The following is an 18,377-nucleotide window of genomic DNA, read 5'->3' as shown; positions in this document are numbered from 1 at the left end:
CGTGACGAATGGGAGTTCATCCGCCGCTTCATGGACGAAGGCCCCCAAGGCCTGCCGCGGCCCCGCATCACCTCGCATTTCCCCTGGCCCTGGCAGGCCTTCACCCCACAGTTCGAAGGGCTCACCCACTATTTTCGTCGTGCCTCCCGAACAACCAAGGTAGGGCTGCTGCTGATCTGCCCTGCCTTCCTGATCATCGGTCTCGGCCATTGGCTAAGCCTGCTGCTGTGCTGGAAACCGCGCTGGCCGAAACTGATCCGCCAGGCCGGGCTGCCTGGCAAACCCATCCCACCGCTGGCCACTCTTGCCGATCGCCCCCCACATATCCAGGAACGCTTGCGGGCCAACGCGCACCTGTGGACAGTGCGGCCGGGCAAGCGCCCCGAGAGAAAAACAGGCGCTACTTTCCGCCGGCGACAACCGAAGCCCAACAACTCTGAACAGTCTTAGCCACCTTGAGCGGGTTTGCCCCGCGATGGACTGCAGTCCGGCCCCCTATGTCCGCTCCTATACTCAGATAGGTATACCCAAACGCCAGACTGTCCACAGAGGCTGCGATGTGAATCCGCCTTCCCCGCTCACCTTCCTTTTGCTCACCCTGCTGCTGGTGTTGGGTGGCTGCGCCTCCAGGCAAAAACCTGCCGAACCGCCCCCCGTGCAACTGAACCCCGCCACCTGGGAGCAGATTGACCGGGAGATTATCCAGGCCTCCCTGGCCGCCACCAGTTCGGTCAATGACTACACCCGACGCTCGATGCGGGTATGGAAAGACCGGGTACAGCAATACACCGAGAGCGATTTCATTCCCTGGTTCACCGGCTACTGGACCCAGCAATGGCTGACCATGAAGGTGGCCTGGTACAAGATGAACAGTGGTGACGGTAAAGATCCTCCGGAAAAGCGCCTGGCCCTGTACCTGCAGGAGCAGTATCACCAACGCGTGCTCGACCAGGTGGCCAAGGAGATCGACCCCGAGGCGATCCGTGACCGCGCCATGGAACTCTATATCCAGTTGCTCGGCCAGCAGCTGCAACAACTCGCCCAACGCTACCGGGCGCCACCCGAGCAGTTCAACCTGCGCCTGACGCGCATTCAGGCCATCACACTCGCCCCGCCCGCCACCCACAACGCCTCGCTGTACCAGTTGCTGTTCAGCAAATCACTGGCCGAGCAACCGGCTTATGCGGCATTGGTCACGCGCATGCACAGCGCCGTACGCGCCGGTACCCAGCGCTCGGATATCGGTTTGTCATCGGTGGCGCAGCAGGCCAGTGAGAAAATCGGTGCAACCCTGGCGCCGCGTGGTATTGCCAGTGCCGTGGCCAGCGCGGTGGGCCGCACCGCCGGTGCGCTGATTTCGGTGGTCGCCACGGGTTATGGGGTGTTCTCCCATAGCCAGGAGCAGCCGGCGATGATCGAGCAGTTGCGGGTAATCCTCAATGTGGCGCTCAACGAGGAGTGGCGAGAGCTGATGGAAAACCGCAAGACCGGGGCCATGGCCGGGGTGTACTACCTGTCGGGCGAGATCGAGGACGACTTGCTCGGCGCCACCCGCCTGCAAAAAGAACCGGACTCCGGCTCGCTGCGGATCGTCATCCCTGCCCAGTGATTCACGCCGCCGCAGCCTGCACTTGTGCCGAGGTCGGCAGGCCGAAGATCCGGTCGAATGCCCAGTTGTAGAGGAAGGTGTAGCAAGGGATCAGGATGATGAAGGCCAGGTCCACCAGGAAGGCTTCGACCAGGCTCATGTCCAGCCACCAGGCGATCAGCGGGATCAGGTAGATCACCAACGTCAGCTGGAAGCCAATGGCATGGGCAATCCGGCGGACGACGCTGCGTCCGCGCTTCACCTGCCGACTTTCCCAGTACTCGAACAGGGTGTTGTAGATAAAGTTCCAGGCCATGGCGATCGTGGTGATCATCACCGCCAGTGGGCCGGTATTGTTGGGAGCGGTGTCCGATAGATAGGCCAGCCCCAACGTCGACATGCACAGGCCGATCATTTCGTAGGCGGTCACGTAGACCAGTTTGCGTTTGACACCTTGCACTGTATTACCTCGAATCCGTTGTAAAGCGCTGCCGGAGCAGGCAGCAGAGGCGCGCTAGAGTGCGTCAATCTTCTTGACAGCAAAAGTAAACAGCTATCAGATTTACTGACAGGAGATTGGCCTTTGAATTTTTCCAGCGATAACATCGAACTGTTTCTCGCGGTGCTCGACTGCGGCTCGTTCTCGGCCGCTGCCCGCGCCTTGGGTCGGGTGCCATCAGCGGTGAGCATGGCCATCGGCAACCTTGAAGCCGAGCTGGGCTTTGCCCTGTTCCAGCGCACCCACCGTGAAACCCGTCCCACCGCACTCGCCCAGGCGCTTGAACCCCACGCCAGGATGATTGCCGCGCAGTTGAGTCAACTGCAGGTGCATGCGCTGGAGCTTTCCCAAGGCTTGGAAAGTACCCTGGCCATCAGCGTGGTGCCGGATATCGACCACGCTCCCCTGCTGAACGCGATCAAGACCATCAGCGAGCGTTATCCGCTACTGGAAATCGAGGTACTCAGCGCTCCCCAGGAGGAAGCCTTGCAGCTGCTGCACTCAGGTCGCGTGAGCCTGTGCCTGGCGTTCGCCAGATTGTCGGTCGACCCGCAGCAGCGTTTTCAGAACATCGGCATGGAGTCGCTGGTGGCGACCCTTTCACCGCACCACCCTGCCCTGCAGCGCCAGCCCCGGCAGATTGCCTACCTGGAAGACCTGGCCAATGTGCGCCAGATCGTGGTGGCCAGCCGCGACCTGCCGATTACCGACACCCGCGCGCTGATCGGCAAGGCGTTCTGGCGCACAGACAGCTTGAGCATGGCGCTGGAGATGGTCGAAGCGGGGCTTGGCTGGGGCGACTTTCCGTTGTCACGGGTGGCGCCGCTGATTGAGGCCGGCCGCCTGCTGCGCCTGGACTTCAAGAACACCCGCAACGAACTGCAGTTGCCGGTGCATGCCTTCTGGCGCCACAACCAGCCCCTGCAAAAGGCGGCGCAGGAACTGGTGAGGTTGTTGTAAAAGCAACGGTCTAGGACCACGACCGCTGTGCGGTCGATCGCAGGCTGTCGCCAGCGGCTACACCGGCAATCTGTAGCCGCTGCCGGGGAACGAGGCTGCGATCGACTGCGCAACAGTCGCCAGGTAGGCAGCCGTGCCCCCACAGCAGCCCACGTCTACAGACCTGCGGCAATCTGCCTATCAACCTTTCAGCATTGCGGCCGATACCCGTGAGAACAGGTACGAGCACTCGCCAAAAGCACCGCTCGGCACTCCTCTTCACTGGCACAAGGTCTCGGAACATGAACCTGAAATTTCGCCACAAGATCCTGCTGTGCGCCTGCGGCGTCGTGGTTCTGGCATTTGCGTTGTTCACCCTTTACAACGATTACCTGCAGCGCAATACCATTCGGCAGAACATCGAGTCCTCGGTCAAGCAAGCCGGCGCCCAGACGGCCAGCAGCGTGCAGAACTGGATGAGCGGCCGCATCCTGGTGCTGGAAAACCTCGCCCAGAACGTCGCCCACCAGGGCGCCAATGCCGACTTCCCCGGGCTGGTCGATCAGCCTTCGTTCACCAGGAACTTCCAGTTCACTTATGTGGGCCAGGCCAACGGCGTATTTACCCAGCGCCCGGACGCCAGGATGCCGGACGGCTATGACCCACGCCAACGCCCCTGGTACACCGCAGCGGTAGCCGCCAACCAGACCATGCTGACCCCGCCCTACATGGCGGCCGTCGGCGGCCTGGTAGTGACCATCGCCATGCCGGTCAAGAGCAAGGCCAACGGTGAGTTGATCGGCGTGGTCGGTGGCGACCTGAGCCTGGGCACCCTGGTCGACATCATCAATGCCGTGGACTTCGGCGGTATCGGCCATGCCTTCCTGGTCGACCGCAATGGCCAGGTGATCGTCAGCCCGAACAAAGACCACGTGATGAAAAACCTCAAGGACATCTACCCGGGCAGCAGCCTGCAGGTAGCCCCGGGGATTCACGACGTCACCCTGGGCGGCGAAGAGCGGATCATCTCGTTTGCCCCGGTCAGCGGCCTGCCATCGGCAGACTGGTACATCGGCCTGTCCATCGACAAAGACAAGGCCTATGCCGGCATCAGCCAGTTCCGTACCTCGGCCATCATCGCCATGCTCATTGCCGTGGCCGCCATTGCCGGCGTACTCGGCCTGTTGATCCCGGTGCTGATGCGTCCGCTGACCACCATGGGCCGTGCCATGCAGGACATCGCCCAGGGCGAAGGCGACCTGACCCGCCGCCTGGTAGTAGAGAACAAGGACGAATTCGGTGAACTGGCCGGTGCCTTCAACCAGTTCGTCGAGCGGATTCACGCCTCGATTGCCGAAGTATCGTCGGCCACCCGCCAGGTACACGACCTGTCGGAGCAGGTAATGAGCGCCTCCAATGCCTCGATCATCGGTTCCGAAGAGCAGAGCCTGCGCACCAACAGCGTGGCCGCGGCGATCAACGAACTGGGCGCCGCCACCCAGGAAATCGCCCGCAACGCCGCCGACGCCTCGCAGCACGCCAGCGGCGCCAGCGAACAGGCCAACGATGGCCGTCAGGTGGTGGAAGAAACCATCTCGGCGATGACCTCGCTGTCGCAGAAAATCAGCGAATCCTGCGCGCAGATCGAAACCCTCAACACCAGCACCGGTGACATCGGCCAGATCCTCGATGTGATCAAGGGCATCTCCCAGCAGACCAACCTGCTGGCCCTCAACGCAGCCATCGAGGCGGCCCGTGCAGGTGAAGCCGGTCGTGGCTTTGCCGTAGTCGCCGACGAGGTTCGCAACCTGGCCCATCGCACCCAGGAATCGGCCGAAGAGATCCACAAGATGATCACCACCCTGCAGGTCGGCTCCCGCGAGGCGGTACACAACATGAACGCAAGCCAGGTGTCGAGCGAGGAAAGTGTGATGGTCGCCAACCAGGCCGGCGAGCGCCTGAGCAGCGTGACCCAGCGCATCGGCGAGATCGACGGCATGAACCAGTCAGTGGCCGCCGCCACTGAAGAGCAGACCGCCGTGGTCGAGAGCCTGAACCTGGACATCACCCAGATCAACGTGCTGAACCAGCAAGGCGTCGCCAACCTCAACGACACCCTGCGCCATTGCGATGCCCTGGCCCAGCAGGCCGGCCGCCTGAAGCAACTGGTCGACAGCTTCAAGATCTGACCGCTGCACTCTGGCGAGAGGCACACTGCGCCCCTCGCCAGTATTCCCCGCTACAGTGCGACGGCCCGTTTGAAACGACCGATGCGCAACCAGCCGATCAACACTGCCAGCATCAGCACAAAGCCCAGGTAACCGAAGAACGGATACACCTGGCCGACCAGGCTGATGAAGCCGATCAGGCTGCAGACAAACGCGGCTACACCTGCCGCCACCGAGCCCAATCGAAAACTGCGTGTTCCCGCCGGCAACAGCCGCGCCACGAACGAGTAGAGCGTGCCCACCGCCGTGTTGACGATCATGCCGAAGATGATCACGCACATCACCACGCCCAACGCCGGGGAAATCTCACTGGCAATCGAGAGCATCGGCATCGGCAGATCGGCCACCGAATCCAGCCGCGACAGCAGGCCCGCGCTCATCACCAGCATCAAGCCGCCCAGCGCCGCACCACCGAGGATCCCGCCCCAGATCGCGGTTTTCTCAAAGCGTGCCGAGCCCCCCAGAATCGCCAGGATCGGCGCACCGGCCACGATGTTGTACGACACATAAAGAAAGGCGCCAAGCAGCCAATGACTGGTGCCGGCCTCTTGCCGGCTGGCCACTTCATTCAGGGCCGTAAAGCTCAGGTCGCGGGTGAATACGGCGTATACGGCAATGGCACTGGCTACCAGGATCAAAAATGGCGTGACCGCACCAATCAGCACAATCACCTTCTGCACATCCAGACAGACCACGGCGATCACCAGCAAAGTCACCAGCATGCTGCCTGCCAGCGCCGGCACGCCAAACTGCTGCTCCAGCAATGCGCCGCCACCCGCCAGCATCACCACCGTGACCGCGAACATGAAGAAGGTGATCATCAAGTCGACGAACAGGCCCAGGTAGCGCCCGCAGATGGCGTACACCACATCCTTGTGCGAGACCGCCTGAAGCCGGTTGCCAAGGCCGGCCAGGGCCATGCCGAGAAAAGTGAACAGCGCCGCGCTGACCAGGGCGCCGAGCAGCCCCCAGAGGCCGAAGTCGACGAAGAACAGCAACAACTCACGCCCTGAGGCGAAACCTGCACCGACGATGACGCCGATAAACGCACCGGCAATTTTCAGCTGCTCTTGCATGTCTGAATCCTCTGGTCTGCTTGGCCCTGTGCGGGCCTTGTTGTTTTTGTCCAGCAATGCGCCAGGGCGGCGCGGGTGTTGCTCAGTCGTTGCCGATCCAGGCCTGCACTTCGATCTCCACATCCACACCCAGGGCAAGGCCTGCGCTGACGGTGGAACGCACCGGGTAGCCCTGGGTGAAGAATTCCTTGTACACCTCGTTGAAACCGGCGAAATGCTGCATGTCCGACAGCCATACCGTAGCCTTGACCACTTGCTCGAAACCAACACCGCATTCGGCAAGGGTTTCGCTGATGCGCTCAAGGGTGGCGCGGGTCTGGGCCTGGATATCGCCGCGCACCACTTCGCCTTCGCGGGTCATTGGCACCTGGCCGGAAAGAAACACAAAGCCACCGACCTTCACCGCCTTGGAGAACGGGAATGGCAAATGGCTGGGGATACGCTGGATGCTCGAAGACATGGAAAAGTCCTTCTACGGTGGTTAACGAAAACGTGCCGGTGACAAGCGCTGGGGCTCGACACCTTCGGCACTGAGGGATTGCGGCAACGGCTGGCCGAGCAGCAAGGCGGCGGCCAGTTGCGACACACCGGCCGCCGACTGGATGCCATAGCCACCCTGGGCGGCCAGCCAGAAAAAGGCCGGTTGCTCGGGATCCTGGCCAATCACCAGGTCGCCATCGGCGACGAATGAACGCAGCCCGGCCCAGGTGTGGCTGGGGCGGCGAATGCTCAACGTGGTCATGCTCTCGATGTTGTAGATGCCCAGGGCTACATCCAGCTCTTCAGGCATCACGTCCTGGGGCGCGACGGGGTCGGCGTTGGCCGGGGAGCCGAGCAACTGCCCGGCGTCAGGCTTGAAATAGAAGCTTTCATCAACACCGATCACCGCGGGCCAACTGGCAAAGGCCTGGTCTTGCGGGCCTTCGAAGGTGAAAGCGCTGCGTCGGCATGGCTGCAGGCCCACTGGCTGCACACCACACACGCGGGCCACTTCATCGGCCCAGGCGCCAGCAGCATTGATCAATTGGCGCGCCTGTACGCCGCTGCCATCGGCCAGGCTCAAGTGCCACAGGCCTCCATCGAAATAGCCTTCGACCACCTCGGCATTGCATTGCACCTGGCCCCCGGCCTGGCGAAAGCCACGCAGAAAGCCCTGATGCAAGGCGTGTACGTCCAGGTCCATCGCGCCCGGCTCGTGAATGGCCCCGGCCAGGGTGTCGGCGCGCAGGCTCGGCACCAGTGCCAGCGCCGCCTGGTGGTCGAGCAGCGTGACTTCGGTGCCGTTGGCCAGGCCCTGGGCGTAGGTGGTGGCGAGCAGGTCCTGCTGGTCCAGGTTGGCGACATACAGGCAGCCGCGCGGTTCAAGCAACGGATGCTCGCAGAAACCCTGCGGCGGTGATTCATAGAATGCCCGGCTGGCGCGGGTCAGCGCCTGGATCTGTTCGGTGCCATAGGCCTCCATGAACATGGCCGCCGAACGCCCCGTGGAGTGATAACCCGGTTGGGCTTCACGTTCCAGTATCAGTACCTGCTGCGTGGGTGCCAGCCGGTACCCGAGAGAGGCACCGGCAATACCGCCGCCAATGATCAAGCTGTCGAACGTCTGCGTCATAACCTTGCCATCGCCTGTTCAAGAAGCCGAAATTATCACTTATGAGAATTCTAATATATGAGAATTTAGAAATACGCAAGCGGCCACGGTAAGATGCCTGCCCTGATGCCCGACCGAGATCCTTGATGAGTGCCGACCGCTCCCCTGCTGCCGACCGCCCTGGCGCGTTGCCCCTGATCGACCGCGCCGAAGTCGGCGCCCGCCTGCGGTTGGTGCGCAAAGGCCAGCAATTGACCCTCAAGCAATTGTCGGAGCGTTCCGGGGTGCCGGTGTCGACCTTGTCGAAAATGGAACTGGCGCAGGTGTCGGTGAGCTACGAAAAACTCGCTGCGGCGGCGCGCGCACTGAACGTCGACATTGCCCAGCTGTTTCGCTCCACCGGCATGGGCGATGCCCCGGCGCCGACCACGGTGGTGGTCAACTCACTGCCCACCGCGCCCGGCTACAGCACCGGGACCTACGACTACCACCCCATCGCCGGGGAATTCCCCGAGCGCCTGATGACGCCGATGTATGCGCGGATCATTGCCCGCGAGCGGCAGCAGTTCGATGAATTCATCCGCCACCCGGGGCAGGAGTTTGCGCTGGTGCTCAGTGGGCGGGTACGAATCGTGTTCGAGACGGGCGAAACGGTGAGCATCGGGCCGCAAGAGACGGCGTACTTCAACAGCAACGTGGGGCACATCTACCTGTCGGAGACGGATGATGGCGGCGATGCCCATGTGATGGTGGTGATGACGGATCGGTGATCCAGCGGATCGCGGGGCAAGCACCCTCTGGCGACTGCTGCGCAGTCGATCGCAGCCTCGTGCCTCGGCAGCGGCTACAGGCAAAACGGTGTAGCCGCTGGCGACAGCCTGCAATCGAGCGCGCAGCGGTCGTGATTCACACCGTTCAGGCAAACCGGTGTAGCCGCTGGCGATAGCCTGCGATCGAGCGCGCAGCGGTCGTGATTCGCACCGTTCAGGCAAACCGGTGTAGCCGCTGGCGATAGCCTGCGATCGAGCGCGCAGCGGTCGTGATTCACACCGTTCAGGCAAACCGGTGTAGCCGCTGGCGATAGCCTGCGATCGAGCGCGCAGCGGTCGTGATTCACACCGTTCAGGCAAACCGGTGTAGCCGCTGGCGATAGCCTGCGATCGAGCGCGCAGCGGTCGTGATTCAGACCGTTATTGTTGACCCTCTCTCAGCTCACGGTCCTCCAGCGCATCCAGCAAGGCCTCTACCAACCCCTTGGCCATTTCCACCGAATGCAGGGTGGCCCAGAGAAAGCCCTTGGCGGCGTCGTCGATGCCATCGGATGCCTTGTGCGCCGTATCGTAGGCGCAGCGCAAGTACAACGAGGCATGTACCAGTGCGTCGTGAGGGGCAATGCCGGCGTTGACGGAGAAGAGCTGGGGATGGCCTGCGGCGCAATCGCCGAAGGGTTTGTCGCGGGTGGGATAGAGAGAAGTCGGTGGATCGGGGACAAGTTTTTTCATGGCTAACCCATTCAGTTGGGCTGCAACCCGTCGTTTCCACACTAAGGGTGGCAGCTGTACGCGGGGTGGAAAACCGAGCGAACGGGTAAGCCCGGCAGGCCAAAAGACCTCCCGCGCACAACTGCCATAACGACAACACCGTTCAACTTGCTCGAGTTTCCACACCCGATCGCTGCACCAGCAACGACCCGAGGAGCCTAGAAGGAGCGGCTTCCAAGGGCAATCAGAACGAGGTCGACAGACTGCGTACGATATTTCCTAGGATCAAAATTAGCCAGTCAAGAAACATCCGGAAGCACCCCGCCCGCACCCACCGTGGTTATAACCTAATAACGAACTAGTCTATTTGGCTATAAAAAAACCTTTATGCTGGCTGCCATCCGATCACGGGCACGTTGGGCGTTTAGAGATTATGGATGTAGGTTCTTTCGGCTTTACCATTGCAGGCCTCGTCGTAGGTTTTATCGTCGGCATGACCGGCGTCGGCGGCGGCTCCTTGATGACCCCCATCCTTCTCTGGTTCGGCATCAGCCCGGCCACCGCCGTCGGTACCGACCTGCTCTACGCCGCCATCACCAAAGCCAGCGGCGTGTGGGTGCATGGCAAAAACAAGAACATCGACTGGAAGATCACCGGCTGGCTGACCCTGGGCAGCGTCCCGGCGGCCGCCCTGACCTTGTGGTTCCTCAGCTCCCTGGACGCCGACACCCAGGCCGCCAACGCCGTGATCAAACAAGGCCTGGCCGTGGTGCTGATCCTCACCGCCCTGGCCATCCTGTTCAAAAGCAAACTGCAAGCCTTCGCCAGCAAACACGCCGGCGACCGCTACCACCTGAGCGGCACCAGCCTCAACCTGCTGACCGTTGTCACCGGTGTGATCCTCGGCGTCATGGTCTCGCTGACCTCAATCGGTGCGGGCGCCCTGGGCACCGTGGCATTGTTCCTGCTCTACCCGTTCCTGGTTACCCGCCGCCTGATCGGCACCGAAATCGCACATGCCGTCCCCCTCACTCTGGTCGCCGGTCTGGGCCATGCCAGCATGGGCAACATGGACTGGTCGCTGTTGGGCTACCTGCTGCTGGGGTCGCTGCCAGGCATCTACTTCGGCAGCCACCTGACCGGTAAAATTTCCGACAGCGTATTGCGCCCTTGCCTGGCAGGAATGCTATTGATGATCGGTTACAAGCTGGCGTTTTGATGGCACCCGATGAAGGCTAAATACCATTAGTCCGAAAGAATTGTCCTACAGTCCTCTGGCTTGACGCTTATGCCATCTAGCGATTAATCTCGCGGGCCTTTACAGCATGGAAGCTATCCGGTTCCCCCAAAACACGGCGCGGAACAGGGTTTTCCTGAAATGAATTCACCAGTGTGCCCCGGCACACTGCTTCGCTTTGCGGTAAACATCTTGAAGCCTCGTTCTTCCTTCCAGATTCAAAAATCAGTCATCTTTGCCCTGGTTCTCCGCGAAGCGCGCGCGCGTTTTGGTGATCGTCGGATGGGGGCGGTCTGGACGTTGATTGAGCCTATTTGCCATCTTCTTATCTTCAGTGTGTTATTCGCGCTGATTCGCGGTCGCACCGTAGCCGGCATCGACTACCCGGTATTCGTGCTGGTAGGCATGGCCCCTTTCCTGCTGTACCGCAACACCGCCCTGCGCTTGATGGACAGCCTTCGCGAGAACCGCTCGCTGTTCGGCTACAAGCAAATCAAACCTCTGGACACCTATGTTGCCCGGGTACTGGTAGAAGCCTGCATCAGCGCGACCGTATACGCGATTCTGATTTTCGGCTTTGCCTGGTACGGGTTCGACATGTCTGTACACAGCCCACTGCAGTGGGCGGCGACCCTGGCCCTGGGCCTATTGTTCGCTTTTGGCCTGGGCATGTTGCTGGCATTGATCACTCATGCCCTGCCAAGTCTGAAGACAGTCATCCGTATGGCCTTCTTCCCGCTCTACTTCATCTCCGGCGTGCTCATGCCAGCAGCCTACCTCCCTCAGGCCATGATGCCGGTGCTGCTGCTCAACCCATTTTTGCACCTGGTCGAATTGATCCGCGCTGAAGTACTGCCCCACTACACCCCCGTCGATGGTGTGTCTGAAACCTACGTCATCACCTTCACCATCGTGCTGCTGTTCATTGCGCTGGGCAGCTACCGTGCCCGCCGTTTGCACCTGATGTCGACCAAGAACGGATAAGGACAGTCCACCGTGTTCGAGCTTAAAAACGTCACCAAGTCCTATCTGACACCCAATGGTCGCCGATACGTCTTTCGTAATCTGTCGCTGGCCATTCCGCCAGGCAAGAACATCGGCCTGATTGGCCGCAATGGCGCGGGAAAATCCACCTTGATGCGCCTGCTTGGCGGGGCTGACATTCCAGACTCCGGCTCGGTAGTGACCGACCGCAGCATCTCCTGGCCTGTGGGTTTGACCGGTGGCTTCCAGGGCAGCATGACCGGCCGCGACAACATCAAGTTTGTGTGCAGGGTGTACGGCGCCGAAGGCGAAGCCATGCGCGAGAAGGTCCGCTACGTCCAGGAATTCGCCGAGATCGGCGACTGGATCGATGAGCCGATCAAGACTTATTCCTCCGGCATGCGCTCCCGAGTGGCCTTCGGCCTGAGTATGGCATTCGACTTCGACTACTACCTGATCGACGAAGTGATGTCGGTAGGTGATGCCCAGTTCAAGCGCAAATGCGCCGAAGCCTTCAAGGAAAAACTGCAGAAATCGAACGTCGTGCTGGTCTCCCACTCCATGCCGGAGATCGAGAAGCTCTGCGATATCGTCCTGCTGGTACGTGATGGCGGCATTCAGGTTTACGAAGACGTCGCCGAAGGCATCAAGGCCTACAACAGCTGACCCCAACACCCCTTTTATCGCAGCACCGTTCCACATCAAGGATGCATCACATATGAGCAGTACGGGTAAAAACAAGGGCTGGCGCCTGGCGATTGGCATGGTGATCGTGCCGATGATCCTGGCGGCTATCTACTACGGCGTGTTCGCCTCCGACCGCTACGTCAGCTCCGCCCAGGTGGTAGTCCGCCAGGATGGCGGCAACCAGGGCGCCCAGGTACCAGGCCTGGCCACCCTGCTGACCGGCACCAACCCGGCCTCCCGGGAAGAAACCCTGTACCTGCGCGAGTACATCGTGTCGATGGACATGATGCTGCTGCTCGAAGAGCGCCTGCGCTGGATCGAGCAATATGCCGCCCAGCGCAGCGACATCTTCTTCTGGCTCGACAAGGATGCCGAACGCGAAGACCTGCTCAAGTACTACCAGCGCATGGTGTCGGCACACTACGACGAAACCACCGGCCTGCTGCGCGTTGAAGTACAAGCCTTCACGCCAGAGCTGTCGGAGCAGATGCTGCGCACCATCCTCAAGGCCAGCGAGCACTTCGTCAACGAAGTGAGCCACAGCATTGCCCGCGAGCAAATGAAGTTTGCCAAAGGCGAACTGGAAACCGCCCGCGTCAACTACGCCGAGCGCAAGACTGAACTGCTCGACTTCCAGAACGTCAACAAGGTACTGGACGGTGGCAACACTGCCCAAAGTCGCGCCACCATCATTGCTGACCTCGAAGGCCAGTACACAAAAGAGCAGGCGGTACTCACAGAGATGCTGTTCAAACTGCGTGCAGACTCGCCGCAGGTAAAACAGCAGAAACAAAAGGTCAACGCGATCACCCAGCAATTGGCCAAAGAAAAACGCCTGCTGGTTTCCTCGCCCAACGGTTCTCAACTGAACGTAGTCGCCTCGCGTTACCAGCAACTGACCCTGGACGCCGGCATCGCCGAAGAGAGCTACAAGACCGCGGTTGCCGCCCTCGACAACGCCCGTATCGAGGCCAGCAAAAAGATCCGCACCCTGGTCACCGTAGTCAGCCCCAACACCCCACAACTGGCCCTGTACCCAGAGCGCTTGTACAACCTGGCAACCATCCTGCTAGGCCTGCTCATGCTGTACGGCATTACCCGCTTCATCCTGGCTTCGATCGAGGATCATCGTGATTAAATCCCTTGTTGTCTCTCACAAGTTCAATCTGAAACTGGCAGCACTGACCCTCGCGACCCTGGGCCTGGCGGGATGTGGCGGCACCCTTTCCGGTGCCGGCCCGTACAAGGGCGACATCGAGGCCAAGAACCAGCCGTACAACCTGGTTGAAATCAACGCCAACACCATCGCGCCTTACATGCGCGGTGCAGTGCGCCCGGTACAGTCGAGCATCGCCAAGCCGGTCGCGCCCACCGCGCGCCTGATGGCTGGCGACATCCTCAATGTGCTGATCACCGACAACGCGCCGGAAGGCTCGGCGCTGTTCGCGCCACTGGCCACCGGCGGCACCCAGCTCAAGACCCGCATCGACGACCAGGGCATGATCTCCCTGCCCTACGTCGGTCGTCAGTTTGTGGCAGGCATGACCCTCAACCAGGTTGAGAACATGATCCGCAAGCAGCTCAAGGGCGTGACCACTGACGTGCAGACTCACGTTGAGCTGGTTGGCGACCTGTCGGGTTCGGTACTGGTAGCCGGTGCGGTAAAAGCGCCTGGTCGCTTCAGTACTCTACAAGGCCCGTTGACCCTGCTTGACGCCGTCAACCAGGCGGGCGGCCCAGTACTGGAGCCGCATCTGGTTAATGTCACCGTGCGAACGGGCAACCAGGTTCAACAGTTCAACTATGAAGATGTACTGGCCGGCAACAACATGGTGCTGCGCCCGAACTCGGAAGTGGTGCTGGATCGCGCCCGTCAGCGCTTTGTTGCGATGGGGGCTGTACAGGAACCAGGCCTGAAAGACTTGCCTTCCCAGAACACCAGCCTGCTGGATGCACTGGGTAGCGTAGGTGGTTTGCGTGAGGCGAATGCCAACCCTGAAGGGGTTTTCGTGTTCCGTATGGCTGTCGGTGGAACATCAAAACCAACTGTTCTGCGCCTGGACATGCGTGATCCCGCAGCAGTCTTCTATGCCCGTCAAATCATAATCAAACCTGACGACACCATTTATGTGACGAATGCGGCGATATATGAGTGGCAAAAAGTTATTTCACCAATCGTACAGACCATGTTGCTAGGTCGTGCTGTTGGCGTTTCAAACTGATCACTCAAGAGCTAGGGTCTTAGTATGCGAATTGCATTTTCCAGAATCTCTGGCACCAGCACTCCTCCTAAGCAAGCCCTCCCGTACCAAACAGGAGTTCCTCTATCTGCTGGCAATACTCTCCGTGAGCATCTGAAATTTTCCGAGCTGGTCGGCAACAATGGAAACATGATTCACCGATCGGCAATGATTCAGATGCTAGACTTCAATAGAAATGAATCTAGCCAAATTGATTTATTTCTCTTTATTGATTTTTATGGATCTCCAGAGAAAGCCGCAGCTGCCCTGAACGAGAACTTTGATGGACTGATGATCACCATGTCCAACATTCTTCGGGGTGATGCTACCGAACTCGGCATCGCGGAACTCATTGACAATTTAACAATAAAAGTATGGTGCGTAGGCATCGGACTTCAAGACTCATTACCTGTCGGCGACCCAAACTCAATAGATATAAGCATCTTAAAGCTCCTTAAATCTCTTGACGAAAAAGCCGAACTTTTCGGAGTTCGCGGAGACAAAAGTCTTGAATGGGTCAAGAGCATAGGGATCAAAAATGCAGCCGCTATCGGCTGCCCAAGTATGTTCGCATACCCAAGAAACGTCCTCTCAATTAAACCGCCAAAAAAATTAAACAACATACTTACCGCTGGCCATTTGGCTCTAAGCACATACAAAAATAGCCGCGGCCATAAACTAATGGAAGCCTTCCGCAACCAAAAGGCGGACTATATTTTTCAAGGAGAACTCAATCAATTTACCGAAATCCTTGACACTACAGATTCCTTTAACGAAGCCCTCCAACAACCTAACACAGAGTTAATAAACCAACAAATCTTGCAGAAAACAGGCCAAGCCTCTCCTTTTGAAAAATACTTCTCTTTCGTAGACTGTGGCTCATGGAGACAAGCGTGCAGCCGATACGACGTCTATGTTGGTGAGCGCATTCATGGAGGGGTTGCTGCAATTCAAGCAGGAGTCCCAGCTCTGATTTGTTTTGCAGATGTACGCATAGAAGAATTGACCGGCTTCCACGGCATCACTTCTTGCTCACTGGATTACTTAGCCGATGTAGGCGTGGAAGAAGCTGTTCGAGAGAAGCTTACGCCCAAATCGATTAGTGAGTTTCATGAAATCTACCGCCATAGACTGAGCAATTTCGAAAAAGCAGTAACCGATAGCAACCTCAAACTTAACAACCGCCTCCTCTAATTGGGCATATACCCGTCAAGACAATGAAAATTCTAGCCGAGAACACCTATCCAACACTGACAGTTATTATCCCGCTACGTCTCACAGAACAGCGCATGGATTTGCTGGACAGAATCAATTACTACCAACTGGATTCCGAACTTCCAGAGGGAGTAGACTTTATCGTCGTGGACGACGGTTCACCGGACAATCTCTACCAAGAGATACATAAGCGGGCAAGCGATATAACTACAGTTTGTAGAACTGGTGCTACGCCTTTTCAGGACTTTAGCTTGGCTAGAGCAAGGAATTTCGCCGCACAACGAGCGAAAGGCCAGTTTCTAATGTTTTTGGATGCCGACTTGGTTCCCTATCCAGGCTTCTTCAAAGACATTCTGAGAGAAATCCAAGTATCCGACCTTCAAAATCAGGTCGATCAATTCCTGATGCTGCCTGTGATTTACCTCACAGAGCTGGGCTTCGACAGAATGCAAAGAATGGCGCCCGACCACTGGCGTCAGTACTTCATCAACTCGATGCTGAAAGATAATAGCGAAGAAATTGAAAAATTCTCGTCGGGCACCTCGGTAGTGGTACTTGACAGATTCTACTATCTGTCTCGCGGCGGACAAGACGAACAATTTGAGGGTTGGGGCTTCGAAGATTACGAGTTCGCCACCAGATTGATTCGTAAGGTTCGGAAATTCCCTATTCCGAGCAACTGGCTCTCTATGGCCGGTAACTTTATGAAAATATGTAAGTACGATGGCTGGAAAGCTACCTATCGCCTATATGGTGACTGGATGGCGGCCAAGGGCATTTACATGTTCCACTCGCCACACCCAATCGAAGTCAAATATCATCGCCGCAAAGATATTAACCTTCGTTATCTTCAACACCGGATGGCTGAGTTTGTTAAAACTGGTTCCGAGCATGAGCCACTCCCCGCTCTAGATCGCGGCAGAACTCTGCTGCTGCGGAAGAATCCTTTTACCTGCCAGCGAGAATTCGCTCCGCTTCTAGGAAAAATAATTCAGGTATCTGAAGAAGACTTTGAAACTAACGGAGACTTCAGCGATTTTCTGAATGAACACAGCATTACTCGTATCGTATTTGGCAACCCATACAGCAATGAAAAACTGTTGAGCTTGTACCAATGGTGCAAGAATAACGATTTCCCTTTTATCATTTCTGAGCGCGGGGCATTACCCGGAGCGGTATACCACGACCGCAGCGGTTTCTTGAATGATAGCGACAGCTACAACGAAAATCGCTGGAACTTCACACTTACCAGCGAAGACAAAGAGCATACGATTTCTTATATCGAGGAAATCAAGGAAGGCAAGAACAACCTGGAACGCCAATCGGATCGTTTGGACACATTCGTTCTCCGTCAGCGCTTAGGCATCAAGCCTAATCAGAAAGTTCTTTTTGTTCCATTCCAGCAACCAAATGATACTGTTATCCGCTATTTCTCAGGCGCCATTGGAAATTACAACAACTTCCACGCGAAGATTTGTTCGCTCGTAGAAGAACTTGGGCCCGAATGGAAGATATTGTATAAAAAGCACCCGGTCGAGGATGACATCCCAGAAATCCCCGGTGCTACGGCCGTACATGATATAAACGTCCATGATCTGTTAGATTTATGTCATAGCGTCGCCCTTATAAACTCTGGCACTGGCCTGTACGCCATGATGTACGGAAAACCTCTGTATGTATTTGGCGACTCGTGGTATGCAACTGACGGCCTGTGCATGACGATTCGAAACCCAGACGAAGCCGCCGATCTTATCAAACAAGGTTTTGAGGTGGACTATGAAAAAGTTCTTCGTTTCATCAAATACCTCCGCCAGGATTTCTACTCCTTCGGTGAAATGATCACACGGCGAGTTCGCTATGAGGATGGCTCCCCTATAACAGCCACAACTGAAATCAACTATTACGAGCTACGTGGCTTTACGGAAAACACTCGAAAGCTCCAGAGAACAATCTCTGTCATTCCGACAACTAGTCCGATTTTTGACAGGTACAAAGGTGGCACCGGCCAAGTGATACATGGTGTACAAAATACGGCTTCCTCAAACCCACCGAAAGCAGTGCCAAAACCGGCCGATAGTAAAGCCCAAGCGCCAGCAGTTGCCAAACCAAAGTTGGTAGCTGCGAATGCAGAAACACGCGCAGCACAACCAGATGATTATGAAACCTCAATTCTGCGCGGAGCGGAGTGTTACAGCAAGGGACTTTATGAGGAAGCTGCAACTCATTTTGATCGTGCAGCCCAGCTAAGCCCAGCACATTTAAAAACGCTTCGTATGGCAGCAGAAGCTCATATTTCTGCGGGCTCAAAAGATGCGGCTATCGCTTATCTTAGCTCTGCCTCTAGGATTGCACCCGATAACAAAAATGTATCGAAGCGTCTTAACTCACTTACCGCGCCAGCTTGGAGAAGAGCCCTAAGCTCAAGCGCTCCTTTCCCTGTGTCTGTATAAGTAATACTCTACCCCGTCGCGAGACGGGGTAGTTTATCTATCGCTCTTTAATACTTTACTCAAACTTCCTTTACCCAAGCCAACCCGGCTCTGACTGTGCGCGCCCGAAACTAGCATTATGCTCTTCTCTCTAATTAAATTTTCCCGAGGCACCTCATCCGC

Annotated in this window: 17 protein-coding genes and 1 pseudogene; 13 read left to right on the top strand and 5 right to left on the bottom strand. The window is 57.9% G+C overall.

Annotated features, from left to right (window positions below; all coding sequences use genetic code 11):
* Both H621_RS28810 and H621_RS0124895 read left to right on the top strand, forming a co-directional pair.
* On the top strand, positions 1-450 hold a 450-nt coding region (locus tag H621_RS28810; protein WP_036990393.1), incomplete at its 5' end, for a DUF6708 domain-containing protein.
* Between the two features lie 109 nt (positions 451-559).
* Positions 560-1,609 (top strand): hypothetical protein, encoded by a 1,050-nt coding sequence (locus H621_RS0124895; protein ID WP_036990392.1) that lies wholly within the window; start codon positions 560-562, stop codon positions 1,607-1,609.
* A gap of 1 nt (position 1,610) precedes the next feature.
* Here H621_RS0124895 and H621_RS0124890 read toward each other — a convergent pair whose 3' ends face one another.
* Entirely contained in the window at positions 1,611-2,048 is a 438-nt protein-coding gene (locus tag H621_RS0124890; protein WP_028945979.1) for a PACE efflux transporter, read from the bottom strand.
* A gap of 123 nt (positions 2,049-2,171) precedes the next feature.
* Between H621_RS0124890 and H621_RS0124885 the strand changes: the two genes are divergently transcribed.
* From H621_RS0124885 to H621_RS29345, 3 genes and pseudogenes are all read left to right on the top strand, one after another.
* Positions 2,172-3,047 (top strand): LysR family transcriptional regulator, encoded by an 876-nt coding sequence (locus H621_RS0124885; protein WP_028945978.1) that lies wholly within the window; start codon positions 2,172-2,174, stop codon positions 3,045-3,047.
* A gap of 281 nt (positions 3,048-3,328) precedes the next feature.
* Positions 3,329-4,360 (top strand): annotated as a pseudogene (locus tag H621_RS29350) (HAMP domain-containing protein); the annotation flags it as partial.
* A gap of 69 nt (positions 4,361-4,429) precedes the next feature.
* Positions 4,430-5,215 carry a methyl-accepting chemotaxis protein gene (locus H621_RS29345; RefSeq protein WP_413694617.1) on the top strand — a complete coding sequence of 262 codons (786 nt, stop codon included), beginning with the start codon at positions 4,430-4,432 and terminating at the stop codon, positions 5,213-5,215.
* Positions 5,216-5,265: 50 nt separating this feature from the next.
* Here H621_RS29345 and H621_RS0124875 read toward each other — a convergent pair whose 3' ends face one another.
* From H621_RS0124875 to H621_RS0124865, 3 genes are all read right to left on the bottom strand, one after another.
* Entirely contained in the window at positions 5,266-6,330 is a 1,065-nt protein-coding gene (locus H621_RS0124875) for a YkvI family membrane protein (RefSeq protein WP_028945976.1), read from the bottom strand.
* An 82-nt stretch (positions 6,331-6,412) separates the two neighbouring features.
* On the bottom strand, positions 6,413-6,790 hold the full coding sequence (locus H621_RS0124870) for a RidA family protein (RefSeq protein WP_028945975.1): 378 nt from the start codon (positions 6,788-6,790) through the stop codon (positions 6,413-6,415).
* A 21-nt stretch (positions 6,791-6,811) separates the two neighbouring features.
* Complete coding sequence (locus H621_RS0124865) at positions 6,812-7,942, bottom strand: NAD(P)/FAD-dependent oxidoreductase (protein WP_028945974.1); 1,131 nt, start codon at positions 7,940-7,942, stop codon at positions 6,812-6,814.
* Positions 7,943-8,067: 125 nt separating this feature from the next.
* On the opposite strand from H621_RS0124865, the gene H621_RS0124860 reads away from it, so the two are divergent.
* Entirely contained in the window at positions 8,068-8,691 is a 624-nt protein-coding gene (locus tag H621_RS0124860; protein ID WP_028945973.1) for a helix-turn-helix domain-containing protein, read from the top strand.
* A 420-nt stretch (positions 8,692-9,111) separates the two neighbouring features.
* Here H621_RS0124860 and H621_RS0124855 read toward each other — a convergent pair whose 3' ends face one another.
* Positions 9,112-9,423: a DUF6124 family protein gene (locus H621_RS0124855; protein ID WP_028945972.1), complete on the bottom strand. Its 312-nt coding sequence runs from the start codon at positions 9,421-9,423 to the stop codon at positions 9,112-9,114.
* A gap of 412 nt (positions 9,424-9,835) precedes the next feature.
* Here H621_RS0124855 and H621_RS0124850 point away from each other — a divergent pair, with 412 nt between their 5' ends.
* The 7 genes from H621_RS0124850 (at position 9,836) to H621_RS0124820 (ending at position 18,215) form a co-directional block, all read left to right on the top strand.
* Positions 9,836-10,621: a sulfite exporter TauE/SafE family protein gene (locus H621_RS0124850; RefSeq protein WP_028945971.1), complete on the top strand. Its 786-nt coding sequence runs from the start codon at positions 9,836-9,838 to the stop codon at positions 10,619-10,621.
* Positions 10,622-10,780: 159 nt separating this feature from the next.
* Entirely contained in the window at positions 10,781-11,623 is an 843-nt protein-coding gene (locus H621_RS0124845) for an ABC transporter permease (protein ID WP_084168041.1), read from the top strand.
* A 12-nt stretch (positions 11,624-11,635) separates the two neighbouring features.
* Positions 11,636-12,289: an ABC transporter ATP-binding protein gene (locus tag H621_RS0124840; RefSeq protein ID WP_028945969.1), complete on the top strand. Its 654-nt coding sequence runs from the start codon at positions 11,636-11,638 to the stop codon at positions 12,287-12,289.
* A 52-nt stretch (positions 12,290-12,341) separates the two neighbouring features.
* Positions 12,342-13,448, top strand: coding sequence for a KpsE/RkpR family capsule polysaccharide export protein (locus H621_RS0124835; RefSeq protein ID WP_028945968.1), 1,107 nt, complete (start codon positions 12,342-12,344; stop codon positions 13,446-13,448).
* Positions 13,441-14,532, top strand: coding sequence for a polysaccharide biosynthesis/export family protein (locus tag H621_RS0124830; RefSeq protein WP_028945967.1), 1,092 nt, complete (start codon positions 13,441-13,443; stop codon positions 14,530-14,532). Before H621_RS0124835 ends, H621_RS0124830 begins: the two co-directional genes overlap by 8 nt.
* A gap of 24 nt (positions 14,533-14,556) precedes the next feature.
* Positions 14,557-15,744, top strand: a complete 1,188-nt coding sequence (locus H621_RS0124825) for a polysaccharide pyruvyl transferase family protein (RefSeq protein ID WP_084168040.1) — start codon at positions 14,557-14,559, stop codon at positions 15,742-15,744.
* Positions 15,745-15,839: 95 nt separating this feature from the next.
* Entirely contained in the window at positions 15,840-18,215 is a 2,376-nt protein-coding gene (locus H621_RS0124820; protein ID WP_028945965.1) for a glycosyltransferase, read from the top strand.
* Positions 18,216-18,377: the final 162 nt, after the last annotated feature.

It is taken from the genome of Pseudomonas vranovensis DSM 16006, assembly GCF_000425805.1.
In the GTDB taxonomy this organism is placed as follows: domain Bacteria; phylum Pseudomonadota; class Gammaproteobacteria; order Pseudomonadales; family Pseudomonadaceae; genus Aquipseudomonas; species Aquipseudomonas vranovensis.
Note: the sequence above shows the minus strand (reverse complement) of the source record. Positions and strands in the feature narration are given on the sequence as shown.